Source organism: Jiangella mangrovi (genome assembly GCF_014204975.1).
GTDB classification, from domain to species: domain Bacteria; phylum Actinomycetota; class Actinomycetes; order Jiangellales; family Jiangellaceae; genus Jiangella; species Jiangella mangrovi.
In genome coordinates, this window is record NZ_JACHMM010000001.1 from 4,306,765 (window position 1) to 4,320,535 (window position 13,771).

A 13,771-nucleotide genomic window follows, 5' to 3' on the forward strand; every position below is an offset into this window, starting at 1 on the left:
AGTCCCTCCCCACGCCGCCACTTCACTACGCAGAGCTAGTGAAGACGACCGCAGCCAGCAACGAGCCACCCACCCGTCGCCAGACTCCCCCGCCCCCCTGATAGCTGCCTGTTCTTAGACCCTGGACGGGCGGGTCAAGCGGTCCCCTCCGGCGCGAAGCGCCTCTGTCGGTCCGCTTGAGGCGCGCGGCCGGGGCTAAGAGAATGGGCAGCAGGGGGACGGGAAACCCAGCGCAACCCCACGACCTCAGAGAAGACCTACCGGTCGCCCTGATCGTCGTCCTCGTCATCCCCGGAGTCGAGGTCCGCGAGGAACTGCTCCAGCTCGGCCCCGATCTCGTCAGCACTGGGCACAGCGCGCTGCTCGGCGATCAGGCTCCCCCGCGCATCGCCGCCGGCGAAGGCGTCGTACTGGTTCTCCAACGCGTGGACGACCTTGGCGACCTGGTCGTTGCCCTCGACCTGCTCGCGGACGAGCTCATCGGTACGGCGCGCGGCCTCGGCCAGCTCACCGGACGGCAACAGGAGCCCGGTGGTGGCGCTCAGCGCGCGGAGCAGCGTCAGCGACGACTGCGGGTACTCGGACTCGGCGAGGTAGTGGGGCACACGGGCGACGAGGCCGATGGCGTCGTGGCCGGTCTGGCCGAGGCGGTACTCGAGCAGCGAGCCGATGTTGCCGGGGACGCGCAGCTCGACGTCGACGAGGGCGGAGTCGTCGAGGAGGCCGGGACGGTTGGCGTGGGTGAGCACGCTCAGCGGGCGGGTGTGCGGGACCGGGTTGGGGATGCCGTGCACCCCGATGGTCAGCCGCACGCCGAGCCGCTCGATGAGGTCGGTGACGGCGGAGATGAACGCCTCCCACCGCACGTCGGGCTCGGGGCCGGACAGCAGCAGGAACGGCGATCCGACGTCGTCGCGGACGAGGCGCAGGGTCAGCTCGGGGGCGTCGTAGTCCTGGAACGAGCCGTCGGCGAAGCGCATCTCGGGGCGGCGGGAGCGGTAGTCGATGAGGGAGTCGACGTCGAACGTGGCCACGACCTCGGTGTCGAGGGTGGCGAGCAGGTGATCGACGAGGCCCCCACCGGCGCGGCCGGCGTCGACGAAACCGTCGAACCAGTAGACGAGGACCGGCGAGTCGAGCTCGGCCGGCTCGTCCACGAGCTCGTACAGATCACTGCGGCTCGACATGGCGGATCTCCCGACATCGGACAGACAAGACATCCTCCATAACGCCGCGACCCCCTCAACACTTCCCGGGCGTCACGGCGCGTGAGGATCAGGCCGCGCCGGGAGTGAGCGCCACCACCGGTCCGTCGAGCGGCTCCTGGTACGGGAGCCCCAGCAGCACGCACACCAGGCCGAGGAACGCGTCGGCCTCGCGCAGGAGGTCGTCGGCCTCTCGCGGGGTGACCGCGCCCGGCAGCCCGGCCTGCGCCGCGGCCCGCTTGCCGGCGTTGGCGCCGAAGAACGCCGCCCACTCGGCCAGCTCGGGCGCGACCCCGGGCAGCAGGTCCCAGACGTTGCGCGGGCCGTGACCGCGCCGGCCGCGGCCGCGCGCCTCGATTGGCCGGGCCTTGGCCGCCAGCACGGCCGCGGCGGCCCGCAGCGCCGCGAGGTGGGCGGCGGCGAACCGGTCGCCGGCGTGCCCGGCCGACGCCGCCTCGGCGAGGCACAACCGGGCGTGCTCGATGAGGTCGAGCGTCGCGTGCCCCATGGGCGGCCGCGACCGTCGCACCGACAGGCCGGGCGCCACCCTGCTGTAGTCCTGGATCTCGACAGTCATTGCCGCCTCCGCTTCGTGTTCGAACGACTGTTCGACCTACGAATCAATGTACACCCCACCTCCGACAACGTCTCGAACCACGAATCCGGGACGGTAGGCTCGACCCCCGTGACCAGCCTCGACAGTGACCAGAAGGTCCTCGGCCACCCCAACGTCCAGCGCGTCCGCGCGGCCCTCACCGAGGCCGGCGCCACGAGCGCGGCCGAAGGGGTCGTCGTCCTCCCCGACTCCGCACCCACCGCCGCCGCGGCGGCCGAGCAGCTGGGCTGCGAGGTCGGCGCCATCGCCAACTCGCTGATCTTCGACTGCGACGGCGCTCCGCTGCTCGTCCTCACCAGCGGCGCGCACCGGGCCGACGTCGCGGTACTCGCCCGCGCGGCCGGCGCCGCCACCGTCGGGCGCGCCGATCCCACGTTCGTCCGCACCCACACCGGCCAGCCCATCGGCGGGGTCGCCCCGGTCGGCCACCCGGCGCCGGTGCGCACGCTGGTCGATGTCTGGCTGGCCGAGCACGACGAGATCTGGGCCGCGGCCGGCCACCCGCACTCCGTCTTCCCGACGACGTTCGACGAGCTGGTCCGCGTCACCGGCGGCACCCCCGTCGACGTCACCGCCTGACGACCCGTGGCACGCGTCGTCGTCGTGGGCGCCGGCCTGGCCGGCCTGTGCTCCGCCCTCGCGCTGGCCGACTTCGGCCACGACGTGACGGTGCTCGAGGCGGCCGGCACGCACGGCGGCCAGCTCGCCCACGGGCCGCAGCCGTTCACGCTGCCGGCCGTCCTGCGCGACCTGTTCCGCAAGACCGGCCGGCCGCTCGAGAAGGAGCTCGACGTCGTCCCTGTCGACCCCGCCGTGCGCTGGGTGCTCGCCGACGGCACCGAGATAACCGTCCCGAACGCCAGCCCGTCCGGTGCCCGGCGCACGTTCGACGACGCGCTCGGCCGGGGCTCGGGCGCGCAGTGGGACGCCGTCGTCGCGCACGGCGACCGGTCCTGGCGCGAGCTGCGGGCGCTGGTCATGGGCCACGCCGGCGCCAAGCCGTCGCCGCCGTCGGGCACCCTGCGCGACGTCGCGGCCTCGCTGCCCGAGCCGCGACTGCGGCCGATCCTCGAGTCCTATGCCACCCGCTACGGCGCCGATCCGGCGACGGCGCCCGCGGCGCTCACCGTCCTCCCCTACCTCGAGCAGACGTTCGGGGTCTGGACGGTCGCCGACGGCGTCAGCGCACTCGCCGCCGTGCTGGCGAGCCGGGCGGCCGAGCGGGGCGCCACCTTCCGCTACGGGGTGCCGATCGCCCGCCCAATCGTCGACGGCGGCCGGGTCACCGGCGTCCAGCCCGCCGACGACGACGCCGTCGCGGCCGATGTCGTGGTCTGGGCGGCCCAGCCGAGCCTGCTGCCGCCGGACCTCGCCGCCGACCCGCTCCGCCTGCTCGGCCGGCTCCGTCGCGGTCCGGCCAGCATCCCGCCCGCCACCCTGGGTGACGTCGACGCCGTCGTGACCCCGGCCGCCGGAGTCACGGAACCGAGCGCGACCCCGTCCGTCCGCTTTCCCGATGACGGGGGCCCCGCCGTCGTCACCTACGACACCCCCGAGGGGCGGGTGCGCCACCTCACCCCGCCGGGGGTGCACGGGGTCGCGGCCGGCCGCGTGACCGCACTCTTCCGCCGTCCGGCCAACGTCACCCGGACCCCCGGGCTCTACCTCGCCGGCTCCGGGGCGCACCCGGGCCCCGGCATCCCGCTGGTCGCGCTGTCGGCCGCGATCGTCACCGACCACATCGGCCGGGCCTGACGCCGTCGTCGGCCACTCAGGACGGGACGCCGACCCCGAGGTTCTGGTAGATCTCGCGCGTCGCCGTCGACTTGTTCAGCGTGATGAAGTGCAGGCCGGGCACGCCCTCGGCGAGCAGCCGCTCGCACAGCTCCGTCGCGACCTCGACGCCGATGGCGCGCACGGCCTCAGGGTCGTCCTCGACGGCGAGCAACCGGTCGGCCAGCGGGGCCGGGAAGTCGGCGTCGGTGAGCACGGCGAAGCGCTGGATCTGCCGCACGTTGGTGACCGGCATGATGCCCGGGATGATCGGCGCCTCGCCCCCGCCCGCCGCCACGCGGTCGCGCAGCCGCAGGTAGGCGTCGGCGTGGAAGAACATCTGCGTGATGGCGTAGTCGGCGCCGGCCTGGAACTTGCGGGCCAGGAAGCGGGCGTCGGTCTCGAGGTCGGGCGAGCGCGGGTGCTTGTCCGGGAACGCCGCGACGCCGACGCAGAAGTCGCCGGTGGCACCCAGGAGCCGGACGAGGTCCTCGGAGAACTCGTAGCCCTCGGGGTGCTTGACCCACTCGCCGCGCGGGTCGCCGGGCGGGTCGCCACGCAGGGCGAGGAAGTTGCGCACCCCGGCGTCGGCGTACTGGCCGATGATGTTGCGCAGCTCCGCCACCGAGTGGTTGACGGCGGTGAGGTGACCGACGACGGTGAGCGTGGTGTCGCGGGCGACGCTCTCGGTGATGCGCACGGTCTTGTCGCGGGTGGTGCCGCCGGCGCCGTACGTCACGGAGACGAAGGTCGGCTGCAGCCGCTCGAGCTCGCGCATGGTCTGCCAGAACGCGGCCTCGGCCCGCTCGTCCTTCGGCGGGAAGAACTCGAACGAGAACGATCTCCCGCCCGATGCGAGCAGCTCCCGGATGGTGCGCGCACCACCGGGCATGGTCGACGGAAGACCCAGAGCCATTCGCCAAGAGTACCGGCCACGTCCGCGTTTCGGACAGATCGTCTCAGCGTTCGGAAGTCTGGCCGGACGCCGCCCGCGTCCGCCGTCACGACCCGGCACCCCCTAGCCTTGCAGGCGTGGTGACCACTGCGCCCCGCGACGACTTGGCCGGGCCCGACGACCCCGTCGGCCTGCTGCGCCCGCGCATCCAGCAGGCCCTCGACACGTTCCTGGACGGCCAGCGCGACCTGCTCGGCGAGGCGAGCCCGCAGACGCTGCCGCTGATCGACGCGGCGGCCGCGTTCCTGTCCGGCGGCAAGCGGCTGCGCCCGACGTTCTGCTACTGGGGCTGGCGGGCGGCCGACGGCGACCCGGCCGATGACGCGCTGGTCACCATCGGGGCGGCGCTGGAGCTCTTCCAGGCGTCGGCGCTGGTCCACGACGACCTCATCGACGCCTCCGACACCCGCCGCGGGCTGCCGTCGGTGCACCGGCGGTTCGCGACGCTGCACCGCGACTCCGGCTGGCAGGGCGACCCGGACGCGTTCGGCGCGGCGGCCGCGATCCTGCTCGGCGACATGCTGCTCGCGTGGAGCGCCGAGCTGTTCGACCTCGCCGCCGTCGACGGCGTTCGCCTGCGGTCCGCGCGGGCGGTGTTCGACCGCATGCGCACCGAGGTCGGCGGCGGGCAGTACCTCGACATGCTCGAGCAGGTCAGCGGCGCCGGCGCGCCGTCGGGTCAGGCCGACCGGGCCCGGACGGTCATCCGCTACAAGTCCGCGCGCTACTCCGTCGAGCACCCGCTGGTCATCGGCGGCGCGCTGGCCGGCGCGTCGTCACCGCAGCTGGCGTCGTACCACCGGTTCGGAGCGGCGCTCGGCGAGGCGTTCCAGCTCCGCGACGACGTCCTCGGCGTCTTCGGCGACCCGGCCCAGACCGGCAAGCCGACCGGCGACGACCTGCGCGAGGGCAAGCGGACGCTGCTGATCGCGTACGCACTGGAACGGGCGACGGCGTCCCAAGCGGCCCTGGTGGCGGCGCGGCTGGGCGACCCCTCGCTGGACCTCGACGGCGTGACGGCGCTGCGCGAGGTCCTGGTCGGCACCGGCGCGCTGGACCGCGTCGAGACCCTGGTCACCCAGCTGGTCGCCGACGCCCGCTCCGCCCTCGACGCCGCCGACGTCACCGACGACGGCCGCAAGGCGCTGTCGCAGCTCATCGAGCTGACCACCGAGCGCACCCACTGACGCGGCAGCCGGCCGCCCCGCGCCGGCAGTTGATCATGGAGAAGGTCGGCTTCCCCGTCGCTGGAAACCCGACCTTCTCCATGATCAACCGGGGTTCAGGAACGCGGCCGACTTTGTCGGTTCGCGGCGCTAACGTGGGGTCCCACCCCTCCGGGCGGGTCCTGCCCACCCGGTGGGTGGGACGGCCCACCCTCTGGGCGGGGCGGCCCAGCCCGGGGGCAGGTCAGCCGCGAGTGTGGTCCTCTACGGCGACCAGCCAAGCGTCGACCTCGCGGGGGTCGTAGCCGCGCCACACAAGGTCGAAGTGCGTGTTCGCGACCTCGGCCCGGGTCAGGGTCGTCGCCAGGGTGCCGCGCACCTCGTCGACGAATGCGTCCACCTGGTCCGGGTGATAGCCCCGGCCGAACCGGGGCCGGGCGAAGCGGCTGCCGCGCTCCCGGCCGGCGACGGCGAGCAACGCGGCCCGCTCCGCCGCACTCGGCGGCGACGACGACGGCGGCTCGGCGACCGCGGGCGGGGTCGGGGCGACGGACAGCCGGGCGATCACGTCGTCGAGGTACTCGTCGACGGAGCGCATGTCGTACCCGGCGCGCAGCCGCACCGCCGTGAACTGGACCTGGCGCACCTCGTCGTCGGAGAGGGTGGTACCCAGGGTGGCCCGGATCCGGTCGACGAACGCGTCGACCTCGGCGATGTCGTAGCCCTCGGAGAGTCGCACGACGGTGAAGCGCTCCCCCGGCGGCAGGTCCTCGGGCCTCACACTTCACCCCGGTTCATCCGGATCAGCCGGTCGATGACGTCCTCGGTCTCGCGCAGGCCGTCGTGCTCGTGGGCGTTGGTCTCCCAGGCACGCAGCCCGCGCACCCGCGCCACCGTGTCGCGGGACAGCCCGGCGTCGACGTACATGTCCTCGGTGTAGAGGGCGGCCGCGACCGGGACCTCGTTGGCGGCCAGCCGGTCGAGGTCGTAGAGCGGACCCCACTCGCGCTCCGCCAGCAGGTCGGCGGCCGCCCGAAGCGGCACCAGCGCGGGGTCGTGCTCGAACATCCAGGGATAGATCATCTCGCCGGTGAGCAGCAGCGGGTCGGCGTCCGGACCGAACTGCGGCAGCCCCGCACCCACCCGCTCGGCCGACCAGCGGGTGGCGGTCTCGTGCGCGTAGCAGGCCTCGTGCAGGACGGCGTACAGCGGCCCGCTCGCGAACGACAGCGTCTCCCAGGCGCCGACGAGGAAGGTGTCGGACAGCACGCCGTCGGCGGCGAACGCCTCCTCGAGCAGGTACGCCAGCCCGGGGATCGCCGAGTTCGCGCCCAGCCCGTGCCCCAGCGCCTGCAGCCGCGGCACCGTCAGCCGCGACCCGTCGGGCAGCCGCACATCATGGTCCCGCACATGATCGGCGACGGCGGACAGCCGCTCCCGCGCCCACGGGAAGGCGGCGTGGAACTGCGCGTTCTTCCGCTCGACGGTGCGGTAGGTGGCGGCGTAGACGTCGTCGGCGCCGACGGCGACCGGGGCCAGCCCGCCGGTCAGCATGACCGACGCCAGCCCCTCGGGCGCGAACGACAGATAGGTCAGCGAGCAGAACCCGCCGTAGGACTGCCCGAGCACGTGCCACGCGGTGTCCTCGCCGGCCAGCTGACGCCGCACCAGCTCGGAGTCGGCCACGATCGCGTCGGCCCGGAAGTGCGCCAGGTACTCCGCCTGGGCGGCGGCATCACCGCGAGCAGACAGCGTCGCCGCCGTCGCCGGCGTCGACCGGCCGGTGCCGCGCTGGTCGAGCAGCAGCACCCGGAAGTCCTCGACCGCCCGGCCGACCCAGCCCGACGCGCCGGCCGGCCGGGTCGCCTTGCCGCCCGGCCCGCCCTGCAGGAACAGCAGCCACGGCCGGTCCTTGTCCGGATCGGACGCCGACACGACCTCGCGCGCGTAGAGCCGGATGGTCTCGCCGCCGGCCCCGCCGGCATGCGACAGCGGCACGTCGAACCAGTGGTCCCGCAGGACCAGTCCGCCCAGGCGGACGGAGCCGTCGCGCCCGGCCGGGATCACGCGCCCACCGCGTGCACACCGCCGTCGACGTGGATGACCTCACCGGTGGTCTTGGGGAACCAGTCCGACAGCAGCGCGACGACGCCGCGGGCGCCGGGCTCGGGGTCGGACAGGTCCCAGCCCAGCGGCGCGCGGTCGTTCCAGACGCCCTCGAAGTCGGTGAACCCGGGGATCGAGCGCGCCGCCATGGTCTTCACCGGCCCGGCCGAGATGAGGTTCACCCGCACGTTCTGCGGCCCCAGGTACTTGGCCAGGTAGCGCGCCGTCGCCTCGAGGCCGGCCTTCGCGACGCCCATCCAGTCGTACCCGGGCCAGGCCACCTGTGCGTCGAAGTCCATGCCGACGACGGAGCCGCCGTCGGGCATCAGCGGCAGCGTCGCCATGGTCAGCGACTTCAGCGAGTACGTCGACGCGTGGATGGCGGTCGAGACGTCCTCGAACGGCGTCTCGAGGAACGCGCCACCGAGCGCCGTCTGCGGCGCGAAGCCGACGGAGTGGACGACGCCGTCGAGCCCGTCGACGTGCTCGCCGACGCGGGCCGCCAGGGAGTCGAGCTGCTCGGTACTGGTGACGTCCAGCTCGACCACCGGCGCGGGCGTCGGCAGCCGCTTGGCGATCCGCTCGACCAGGCTCATGCGGCCGAAGCCGGTGAGCACGACGGTGGCGCCCTGCTCCTGCGCCAGCCTCGCCACGTGGAAGGCGAACGACGACTCCGTCAGGACCCCGGTGACCAGGATCCGCTTGCCCTCGAGAATGCCCATCAGTGACCCATCCCCAATCCGCCGTCCACCGGAATGACCGCACCCGTCACGTACGCCGCGTCCTCGCTCGCCACCCAGCGCACGACCCGCGCCACCTCGTCGGCGCTGGCGTACCGGCCGAGCGGGATGCCGGCCAGGATCTCCTTGCGCCGCTCCTCGGTGAGCTCGGCCGTCATGTCCGACTCGACGAACCCGGGGGCGACGACGTTGGCGGTGATGTTGCGGCTGCCCAGCTCGCGGGCCATGGACCGGGCCAGGCCGACCAGGCCGGCCTTGCTCGCCGCGTAGTTCATCTGCCCCGGCGAGCCCAGCAGGCCCACGACGCTGGAGATGAACACGACCCGGCCGTTGCGGGCCCGGAGCATGCCCTTGGCGGCCCGCTTGGCGACGCGGAACGCGCCCGTCAGGTTGGTGTCGAGCACGTCGGTGAAGTCGGACTCGCTCATCCGCAGCAGCAGCGTGTCGCGGGTGATGCCGGCGTTGGCCACCAGCACCTCGACAGGCCCCTGTGCGGCCTCGACCTGGGTGAACGCCGCGTCGACGGACTCCGCGTCGGTGACGTCGCACAGCACACCCGCCAGTCCCTCGGGCGGCTCGCCGCTGCGGTGGGTGACGGTGACGTCGTCACCGGCCTGCGCGAACGAGCGCGCGATGGCCAACCCGATGCCGCGGTTCCCACCGGTCACCAGTACCGACCGACCCACGTGTGCTCCTTCTCTGGTCTGCGAACGACGGCGCCGACGCTACCGGATACCGGACGAATCCCCGGCCAGGGCGTCAGGCGTCCTCGAGGCGGAAGCCCACCTTCATGCCGACCTGGAAGTGCTGCACGTCGCCGTCGACGATCTGCCCGCGGATCTCGGTCACCTCGAACCAGTCGAGGTGGCGCAGCGTCTGGGCGGCCCGGCCGATGCCGTTGCGCACCGCCTCGTCGATCCCCTCGCTGGACGTGCCGACGATCTCGGTCACCCGGTAGGTACGGTTCATGGCGATTTCCTTTCGTCGCGCCGGACGATGGCGGCCCGGCTGCATCGATCGCACGATTCTGGCCTACCGTGGAACCGTGAATGGGACGGGTCGACACCACGGTCAACGCCGGAGTGATCCTGTGCCGTCGGTCACTACGGCCGCGGCACCGCACAGTGACGATCTCGCCAGCCGGCAGCGGCGCTATCTGATCATGATGGGCATCAGAATCGCCTGTCTCCCGCTCGCCGTCGTCACTCAGGGTTGGCTTCGGTGGGTGTTCATCCTGGGTGCGGTCGTGCTGCCCTATGTCGCCGTCGTCATCGCCAACGCCGCCAGCCAGCCGCGCCGAAGCGCGCTCTCACCAGTGGTTCCGCCGCCGCGGCTGGCCCTTCCTCCCGGCGCGTCGACCAAAGATCGAATCGAACATTGACAGGGCCTTCCGAAGTGGTTGTGGAACGTGCAATACTCCCCAGGCGCACGTTCCGTATTCCCCCGTCGGTGCGTTGCGTACCGGCGACGTCGGGCGGCTTCCCCCGTGGCTGCCCGGCGTCGTCCTCATCTACCGGCCAATGTGTCGAATCTCACCTGGTCAACCGCTGAATTTGCGGTTATTACCCGCCTATAGCGGACATCGGCCGCGACGGCTGCAAGAACCCCGGGTCATCGATGCCGTGACCGGCCGCCTTGCCCGCCATGGCGACCTCCCAGCGACGCGCCAGCTCGGCGTCGTCGGCACCGTCGCGCATGGCCCCGCGCAGGTCCGATTCCTCGCGCGCGAAGAGGCAGTTGCGCACCTGTCCCTCGGCCGTGAGGCGGGTCCGGTCGCAGTTCCCGCAGAACGGCCGGGTGACCGACGCGATGACGCCGACGCGGGCCGGGCCGCCGCCCACGAGCCAGGTCTCGGCCGGCGCGCTGCCCCGTTCGACGTCGCCCACCGGGGTGAGGTCGAACACGCTCTGTAGCGACGCCAGGATCTCCTCGGCCGTCACCATGGTCGAGCGGTCCCAGCCGTGCTGCGCGTCGAGCGGCATCTGCTCGATGAAGCGCAGCTCGTAGCCGTGCTCGAGCGCCCACGCGAGCAGCTCGGGTGCCTCGTCGTCGTTGAGGCCGCGCATGAGGACGGCGTTGATCTTGACGGGCTCGAGCCCGGCGTCACGCGCCGCGGCCAGTCCGGCCAGGACGTCGTCGAGCCGGCGGCGGTGCGTCAGCGCCTCGAACCGGTCGGCGCGCAGGGTGTCGAGGGAGCCGTTGACGCGGTCGAGGCCGGCCTCGGCCAGCGCCACGGTCGTGCGGGCGAGCCCGACGGCGTTGGTGGTGAGCGACAGCTCGGGGCGCGGGTCGAGCCGGGCGCAGGCGGCGACGATGTCGACCAGCCCGCGGCGCAGCAGTGGCTCGCCGCCGGTGAACCGGACCTCGCGCACACCCAGCCGCTCGACGGCGATGCGGACCAGCCGCACGACCTCGTCGTCGGTGAGGATGTCCTGGCGCGGCAGCCAGGCCAGGCCCTCTTCGGGCATGCAGTAGGTGCAGCGCAGGTTGCACCGATCGGTCAGAGACACCCGCAGGTCAGTGGCCACGCGTCCATATCGGTCTACCAGCACCGTTCCAGCCTAAGCCTCTGTGCGCCCCGATGCCGCCCTCGTCCACCACCCGGCGTACCGTCGTGGGCGTGTACAGGTTCCTGGCGTCGCGGCGATGGCTGGTGCGCACGCTCGCCGGAGTGCTGCTGGTGCTGGTCTGCGTGCGGCTCGGGCTGTGGCAGCTCGACCGCAACGAGCAGCGGCAGGACCGCAACGCCGTCATCGAGGCCAACGTCGACGGCGACCCCGTGCCGGCCGCGCAGCTGGTGCCACCGGGCGAGCCGCTGGCCACCGGCGACGAGTGGAGCACCGTCCAGGTCACCGGCCACTGGGACGTCGACAACGAGCTGCGGCTGCGGCTGCGCCCGGTCGACGGCACGCGCGGCGTGCACGCGCTGACACCGTTGGTCACCGACGACGGTCCCGCCCTGCTGGTCGACCGCGGGTTCGTCGCCGCCGACGGCCGCGACGACGACCAGATCGAGCTGCCCGCCCCGCCCACCGGCGAGGTCACCGTCACCGCACGGGTCCGGCACAGCGAGTCCGGGCACGACGGCGTCGACCCGTCCACCGGCGCGGTCCGGTTCGTCGACGTCGGGACGATCGAGGCCGGGCTGCCCTACCCGCTCTACGGCGCCTGGGGCGAGCTGATCACCCAGGATCCAGAGCCGGCCACCGCGCTGCAGCTCATCGACCCGCCGTCGCAGGAGTCCGGGCCGCACCTGTCCTACGCCATCCAGTGGTTCCTGTTCGCCGTCGTCGGCGTGGGTGGGTTCGTCCTGCTCATCCGGGCCGAGGCGCGCGGCCGTGACGAGACACACGAGCAGGACGCGCCGCAGACACCGGCGCGAACCTAGGCCGTCGGGTACTAATGGAGGGATGACGGGTCTCATCGAGGACCACGGCATCATCGGCGACCTGCACACCGCGGCGCTCGTCGACCGTGACGGCACCATCGACTGGCTCTGCCTGCCGCGGTTCGACTCCGCCGCCTGCTTCGCCTCGCTGCTCGGCACCCCCAAGCACGGGTTCTGGCGCATCGCGCCCATCGGCGCCGGCCAGGCCGACCGCCGCTGGTACCGCGGCGACACCCTGATCCTCGAGCACGTCTGGGACACCCCGCACGGCAGCGTCAAGGTCATCGACTTCATGCCGCCGAGCACCGGGCAGCACGACGTCGTCCGCATCGTCGAGGGGCTGTCCGGCCGGGTGCCCATGCACAGCGAGCTGCGGCTGCGCTTCGACTACGGCCGCTCGGTGCCGTGGGTGCACCGCGAGAACGGCCTCATCGTCGGCGTCGCCGGGCCCGACTCCGTCGCGCTGCACTGCGAGGTGCCGACGTACGGGCGGGCGCTGACGACGCACTCCGACTTCACCGTCGGCGAGGGCGAGCGCCTCAGCTTCGTCCTCGCCTGGGGCCCGTCACACGACCCGCCCGAGTCCCCCGTCGACGCCCTGCAGGCCCTGGACGCCACGGAGAAGTTCTGGACCGGCTGGGCGGCCCAGTGCACCTACGACGGCCCGTACCGCGACGCCGTCATGCGCTCGCTGCTCACCCTCAAGGCGCTGACGTACGAGCCCACCGGCGGCATCGTCGCCGCACCCACCACGTCGCTGCCCGAGAACATCGGCGGCGTGCGCAACTGGGACTACCGGTACTGCTGGCTGCGCGACTCCGCGTTCACCCTGGACGCGCTGATCCGCAGCGGCTACGTCGACGAGGCGCGGGCCTGGCGCGACTGGCTGATCCGGGCCATCGGCGGCGACCCCGGCGACCTGCAGATCATGTACGGCATCAGCGGCGAGCGGCGGCTGCAGGAGTACCAGATCGACTGGCTGCCCGGCTATGAGAGCTCGAGCCCGGTCCGCGTCGGCAACGCGGCCGCGGAACAGCTGCAGATCGACGTCTACGGCGAGGTCATCGACACGCTGGCCCGCGCGCACCAGCACGGGCTGACGCTCGAACGGCACGTGTGGGCGCTGCAGGAGAAGCTGCTGCAGCACCTCGAGGGCGCCTGGAGCCAGCCCGACGAGGGCCTCTGGGAGATCCGCGGGCCGCGCCGGCACTTCGTCCACTCCAAGGTCATGGCGTGGGTGGCGGCCGACCGCGCCGTCGCCGCCCTGCAGAACGACGGCGTCAGCGGCCAGCCGGACCGGTGGAAGGCGCTGCGCGCGACGATCATGAACGACGTCGTCAAGAACGGCTACGACGCCTCGCGCAACACGTTCACCCAGTCCTACGGCCACCCGGCGCTCGACGCCGCGCTGCTGCAGATCCCCATCGTCGGCTTCCTGCCACCCGACGACCCGCGCGTCGTCGGCACCGTCGACGCCATCTCCAAGGACCTGTGCACCGACACCGGCCTGGTGCTGCGCTACCGCACCGAGCACGACGTCGACGGCCTGCCCGGCGACGAGGGCGCCTTCCTGGCCTGCTCGTTCTGGCTGGTCGAGGCGCTGCACCTGACCGGGCGGACCGAGCGGGCGCGGGAGCTGTTCGAGCACCTGCTGAGCCTGCGCAACGACCTCGGGCTGCTGGCCGAGGAGTTCGACCCGCGCATCGGCCGCATGGTCGGCAACTTCCCGCAGGCGCTCAGCCACATCCCGCTGGTGACGGCGGCCTACCTGCTGTCCGAGATGGGGCGGCCCGCTACGGGCCACGCCTGACGGTCCTAGGAT

Annotated in this window: 15 protein-coding genes; 6 read left to right on the forward strand and 9 right to left on the reverse strand. The window is 72.9% G+C overall.

The features are described 5' to 3' along the window. Positions 1-257: 257 nt before the first annotated feature. Both HD601_RS20025 and HD601_RS20030 read right to left on the reverse strand, forming a co-directional pair. Entirely contained in the window at positions 258-1,187 is a 930-nt protein-coding gene (locus HD601_RS20025; protein ID WP_184824825.1) for a proteasome assembly chaperone family protein, read from the reverse strand. Positions 1,188-1,275: 88 nt separating this feature from the next. After that, positions 1,276-1,782: an SAV_6107 family HEPN domain-containing protein gene (locus tag HD601_RS20030; RefSeq protein WP_221441141.1), complete on the reverse strand. Its 507-nt coding sequence runs from the start codon at positions 1,780-1,782 to the stop codon at positions 1,276-1,278. Between the two features lie 108 nt (positions 1,783-1,890). Here HD601_RS20030 and HD601_RS34940 point away from each other — a divergent pair, with 108 nt between their 5' ends. Together HD601_RS34940 and HD601_RS20040 are read left to right on the forward strand one after the other, a co-directional pair. Further along, complete coding sequence (locus HD601_RS34940) at positions 1,891-2,400, forward strand: YbaK/EbsC family protein (RefSeq protein ID WP_184824827.1); 510 nt, start codon at positions 1,891-1,893, stop codon at positions 2,398-2,400. Between the two features lie 6 nt (positions 2,401-2,406). Beyond that, positions 2,407-3,576: an FAD-dependent oxidoreductase gene (locus tag HD601_RS20040; protein WP_184824829.1), complete on the forward strand. Its 1,170-nt coding sequence runs from the start codon at positions 2,407-2,409 to the stop codon at positions 3,574-3,576. Between the two features lie 16 nt (positions 3,577-3,592). On the opposite strand, the gene metF is transcribed toward HD601_RS20040, so the two are convergent. Next, positions 3,593-4,510 carry a methylenetetrahydrofolate reductase [NAD(P)H] gene (gene metF, locus HD601_RS20045; protein ID WP_184824831.1) on the reverse strand — a complete coding sequence of 306 codons (918 nt, stop codon included), beginning with the start codon at positions 4,508-4,510 and terminating at the stop codon, positions 3,593-3,595. A 116-nt stretch (positions 4,511-4,626) separates the two neighbouring features. Between metF and HD601_RS20050 the strand changes: the two genes are divergently transcribed. Continuing rightward, complete coding sequence (locus tag HD601_RS20050) at positions 4,627-5,736, forward strand: polyprenyl synthetase family protein (protein WP_221441142.1); 1,110 nt, start codon at positions 4,627-4,629, stop codon at positions 5,734-5,736. A 223-nt stretch (positions 5,737-5,959) separates the two neighbouring features. On the opposite strand, the gene HD601_RS20055 is transcribed toward HD601_RS20050, so the two are convergent. From HD601_RS20055 to HD601_RS20075, 5 genes are all read right to left on the reverse strand, one after another. Continuing rightward, positions 5,960-6,496: a DivIVA domain-containing protein gene (locus HD601_RS20055; protein ID WP_184824835.1), complete on the reverse strand. Its 537-nt coding sequence runs from the start codon at positions 6,494-6,496 to the stop codon at positions 5,960-5,962. Further along, complete coding sequence (locus HD601_RS20060) at positions 6,493-7,782, reverse strand: alpha/beta fold hydrolase (RefSeq protein ID WP_221441143.1); 1,290 nt, start codon at positions 7,780-7,782, stop codon at positions 6,493-6,495. The genes HD601_RS20055 and HD601_RS20060 overlap by 4 nt, the downstream gene beginning before the upstream one ends. Continuing rightward, the gene (gene fabI, locus HD601_RS20065) at positions 7,779-8,543 is read right to left on the reverse strand and encodes an enoyl-ACP reductase FabI (protein ID WP_184824837.1); all 765 of its coding nucleotides are present in this window, start codon (positions 8,541-8,543) and stop codon (positions 7,779-7,781) included. The genes HD601_RS20060 and fabI overlap by 4 nt, the downstream gene beginning before the upstream one ends. Then, the gene (gene fabG / locus HD601_RS20070; RefSeq protein WP_184824839.1) at positions 8,543-9,247 is read right to left on the reverse strand and encodes a 3-oxoacyl-ACP reductase FabG; all 705 of its coding nucleotides are present in this window, start codon (positions 9,245-9,247) and stop codon (positions 8,543-8,545) included. Before fabG ends, fabI begins: the two co-directional genes overlap by 1 nt. Before the next feature lie 73 nt (positions 9,248-9,320). After that, complete coding sequence (locus HD601_RS20075) at positions 9,321-9,530, reverse strand: dodecin (RefSeq protein WP_184824841.1); 210 nt, start codon at positions 9,528-9,530, stop codon at positions 9,321-9,323. On the opposite strand from HD601_RS20075, the gene HD601_RS20080 reads away from it, so the two are divergent. Continuing rightward, the gene (locus HD601_RS20080) at positions 9,529-9,942 is read left to right on the forward strand and encodes a DUF3099 domain-containing protein (RefSeq protein WP_184824843.1); all 414 of its coding nucleotides are present in this window, start codon (positions 9,529-9,531) and stop codon (positions 9,940-9,942) included. The two genes, HD601_RS20075 and HD601_RS20080, sit on opposite strands and share 2 nt — an antisense overlap. Positions 9,943-10,123: 181 nt before the next feature. On the opposite strand, the gene moaA is transcribed toward HD601_RS20080, so the two are convergent. After that, positions 10,124-11,113, reverse strand: a complete 990-nt coding sequence (moaA, locus tag HD601_RS20085; RefSeq protein ID WP_184824845.1) for a GTP 3',8-cyclase MoaA — start codon at positions 11,111-11,113, stop codon at positions 10,124-10,126. A 68-nt stretch (positions 11,114-11,181) separates the two neighbouring features. Here moaA and HD601_RS20090 point away from each other — a divergent pair, with 68 nt between their 5' ends. Beyond that, positions 11,182-11,949, forward strand: coding sequence for an SURF1 family cytochrome oxidase biogenesis protein (locus tag HD601_RS20090; protein ID WP_184824847.1), 768 nt, complete (start codon positions 11,182-11,184; stop codon positions 11,947-11,949). 22 nt (positions 11,950-11,971) lie between these two features. Further along, positions 11,972-13,759: a glycoside hydrolase family 15 protein gene (locus tag HD601_RS20095; RefSeq protein ID WP_184824849.1), complete on the forward strand. Its 1,788-nt coding sequence runs from the start codon at positions 11,972-11,974 to the stop codon at positions 13,757-13,759. The last annotated feature ends 12 nt before the right edge of the window (positions 13,760-13,771 follow it).